This is a genomic window from Pseudothioclava nitratireducens, from assembly GCF_029210495.1.
GTDB lineage: Bacteria > Pseudomonadota > Alphaproteobacteria > Rhodobacterales > Rhodobacteraceae > Pseudothioclava > Pseudothioclava nitratireducens.
This window is the reverse complement of record NZ_JARGDK010000028.1, coordinates 1-2,053: the sequence shown is the minus strand read 5'-3', so window position 1 is coordinate 2,053 and position 2,053 is coordinate 1. Positions and strand designations below refer to the sequence as shown.

Annotated in this window: 5 protein-coding genes and 1 pseudogene; 4 read left to right on the top strand and 2 right to left on the bottom strand. The window is 63.4% G+C overall.

The features are described 5' to 3' along the window. Both P0X85_RS15000 and P0X85_RS14995 read left to right on the top strand, forming a co-directional pair. A pseudogene (locus P0X85_RS15000) lies at positions 1 to 572 on the top strand (phage tail protein); the annotation flags it as partial. Next, on the top strand, positions 572 to 802 hold the full coding sequence (locus P0X85_RS14995) for a hypothetical protein (protein ID WP_275815145.1): 231 nt from the start codon (positions 572 to 574) through the stop codon (positions 800 to 802). The pseudogene P0X85_RS15000 and the gene P0X85_RS14995, both read left to right, overlap by 1 nt. Here P0X85_RS14995 and P0X85_RS14990 read toward each other — a convergent pair. Both P0X85_RS14990 and P0X85_RS14985 read right to left on the bottom strand, forming a co-directional pair. Beyond that, on the bottom strand, positions 799 to 1,089 hold the full coding sequence (locus tag P0X85_RS14990; RefSeq protein ID WP_275815142.1) for a type II toxin-antitoxin system RelE family toxin: 291 nt from the start codon (positions 1,087 to 1,089) through the stop codon (positions 799 to 801). The two genes, P0X85_RS14995 and P0X85_RS14990, sit on opposite strands and share 4 nt — an antisense overlap. Continuing rightward, a complete protein-coding gene (locus P0X85_RS14985) occupies positions 1,079 to 1,324 on the bottom strand; it encodes a type II toxin-antitoxin system Phd/YefM family antitoxin (protein ID WP_173496039.1) in 246 nt (81 codons plus the stop codon). Before P0X85_RS14985 ends, P0X85_RS14990 begins: the two co-directional genes overlap by 11 nt. Positions 1,325 to 1,417: 93 nt before the next feature. On the opposite strand from P0X85_RS14985, the gene P0X85_RS14980 reads away from it, so the two are divergent. Together P0X85_RS14980 and P0X85_RS14975 are read left to right on the top strand one after the other, a co-directional pair. Continuing rightward, a complete protein-coding gene (locus P0X85_RS14980; protein WP_173496040.1) occupies positions 1,418 to 1,729 on the top strand; it encodes a phage holin family protein in 312 nt (103 codons plus the stop codon). Between the two features lie 91 nt (positions 1,730 to 1,820). Continuing rightward, the coding region (locus P0X85_RS14975) for a C40 family peptidase (RefSeq protein ID WP_476748545.1) at positions 1,821 to 2,053 on the top strand (233 nt) is incomplete at its 3' end.

The window sequence follows — 2,053 nt, the reverse complement described above, 5'->3', positions numbered from 1 at the left end:
TGCTCCGGGCCGAGGATAGCGAGGGGCGGATTGGCCCGGTAAGCACGGTCACGACCAAGGGCGTGCAGATCCTGAGCTTTGCGCAGCTGAACACGCTTGCAGCCGAGCCGGCCTTCGCCGGCGAAAAAACGCATCTCGTGGCGAGCGGAGGCACGCTCAAGCTTGCAAGCGCGCTGGATGCGCGCGGCCGGCCGCAGGTGCTGTCGCATGAGGGGCTTTACGCCTTCCCGGATCGGCTCGACTTCGGGGCGCTGAGACGCGTGCGGCTGCGCTCGGACATTCTGGTGGGCGCGGCAGCGCTCTCCGATTACATCGACGATCGGATGACGCCGATCGATGCCTGGGCCGACTTCGACGGCTCGGAGGGGGCGGATATCGATGTGGTCCTCGAGGTGCGCGAGACAGACGATGACCCGGCCGCGGCGAGCCCGGCCTGGGGGCCCTGGGGGCGGATCGACAACAGCGAAATCGAGGCGCGGGCGGTCGAGGCGCGGGCCTGGCTGAGGACGCAGGATCCGGCCTTCACGCCGATCGTCTCCGAATTGCGGCTCGTGGCAGAAGAGGTGGTGTGATGGCGCAAGCGCCCGGCTTTGTGATCCTGAACGACAATGGCGCGGCGGTGCGCGCGCAGATCAACCAGGTTTTTGCGGCCCTGGCCTCGACCAGCATCGGCGGCGCCGAGCCCCCGGCGACGATGCCGGGCATGCTCTGGCTCGACACCAGCACTACGCCACCCACGCTGCGCATCCGGGATCTCTCCGACAGCCGCTTCGACGCGCTGCTCGATGGCGGGGAATATTAGGATGGGGACCGCGTCTTGGCGCTCTTGTAGACGTCGCCGCGCTCACGCTTTCCGACGGCCACGACCGTCACCGTGATCGTGCTGTCTTCCACGCGGTAGACGAGCCGATAGCCGGCACTGCGCAGTTTGATCTTGTAGTGATCTGGCATGCCGTGCAGGGCATCGGAGGGTATATGGGGATGGACGAGCCGCTCGCGAAGCTTCTTCTTGAACTGCCCTTTCAAGGTGGCACCGAGCTTGTGCCATTCCTTCAAGGCAGAGGGCAGGAATTTGAGCTCATAGCTCATCCAGGCTGACCCGGACCGGTTCTTCCTCAGCACGTCGGCGGATGAGCTCGGCCAGGTCCAGATCGTCGAGATGCTCCATCATCGCCTCGTAGCGCGCGGCAGGCACCATATAGGCCATGACGCGGTTGTGGTTGAGCACTGCAACGGACTCGCCGGCCGCCTGCGCCATCACCTGGGACGGGTTCTTTTTGAGGTCCGAGACGCTGACGGCGACGTTGGCTTCAATGCGCTGCATGGGTCCTCCAATTAGGTCGAAATACAGGTCTTAATATAGGCCAAAGTTGTAAATGCGCAAGTCCGCTTGCCCATAACTCCGAGGGAGGCGCCCATGACTGAGCCGGGCTTTTTAGAAACCTTGAACAGCTTGTTTGGCGGGGCGGTGACGACCCTGATCGGCGCCTTCACGGGACGGCTGATGTATCACTCAGGTGAAGTGAAGCTCGGCAAGCGCCGCTTTTTTGGCAAGGAGCTCTTGTGGGAGATCCCTGTTGCCATTGGCATGGCGATTATTGGCGAAGGGATTGCGCGGTATTTGGAGCTTGGCCAGCCTGTGAGCACGGGGCTTGTGGCGATGCTGGCCTATCTGGGCCCGCGGGGCGCGGAAGCTCTGCTGACGGCCTGGCTTTGCCGCAAGAAGTGAGCCGCACCGCACGCTGCTGAACACAACCACGAACACACACATCCAGCGCTGCTCTTCGGGGCGGCGCTTTCCATTTGCAGGAGAGAGCATCATGACCCCCTTTGAAATTGCCCGAGGCTATATCGGCACGACCGAGGGTCCGGGGCCCGAGAACAACCCGGTCATCATGGAGATGTATGGCTCGGTCGGCCATGACTGGGTGGAGCATGACTCTGTGGCCTGGTGCGCGGCTTTTGTGGGGCATTGTCTGGAGAAGGCCGGCATTCGCTCGACGCGCAAGCTCACCGCGCGGTCCTATCTCGACTGGGGTGTGCCGGTGGAGAT